Source organism: Sphingomonas sp. Leaf339 (assembly GCF_001426195.1).
Classification (GTDB): Bacteria; Pseudomonadota; Alphaproteobacteria; order Sphingomonadales; family Sphingomonadaceae; genus Sphingomonas.
In genome coordinates, this window is the sequence record NZ_LMRS01000052.1 from 1 (window position 1) to 322 (window position 322).

General features: G+C 55.3%; 1 protein-coding gene. It reads left to right on the top strand.

Annotation, left to right across the window (positions count from 1 at the left end; genetic code table 11):
- Positions 1 to 47: 47 nt before the first annotated feature.
- Positions 48 to 322 (top strand): hypothetical protein (locus ASG67_RS19615; RefSeq protein WP_235472370.1); only part of this gene is annotated, 275 nt, incomplete at its 3' end.

Below are 322 nucleotides of genomic sequence, written 5' to 3' on the forward strand. Positions count from 1 at the left end.
GTTGAGCTCATACCCTTCTCCTCCAATGTGCTCCCAGGGAATTGCGCGTGACCGGTATCGCTCCGCCTCCCACAACGGAGCCGCTTCGTCCTCGTTTCGTAAAGCAAAGCGAAAGCGCGTCTTCTTCTAAAAACACGCAAAACCGCCCTTGTTTGCCGCAGCCTTCCCGAAAAATTCCAGAAAATCCCCCGCCCAAAGGCGAGCAAATCATTCCAAAATCCCCAGAACCCGGCTGCTTGTTGTTATCGGACGAAAACCGACGTCGCCGCCTAAGCCAAAATCCCAAATCCAACCCCTTCAACGGGCAGACCGCAGACCCAGC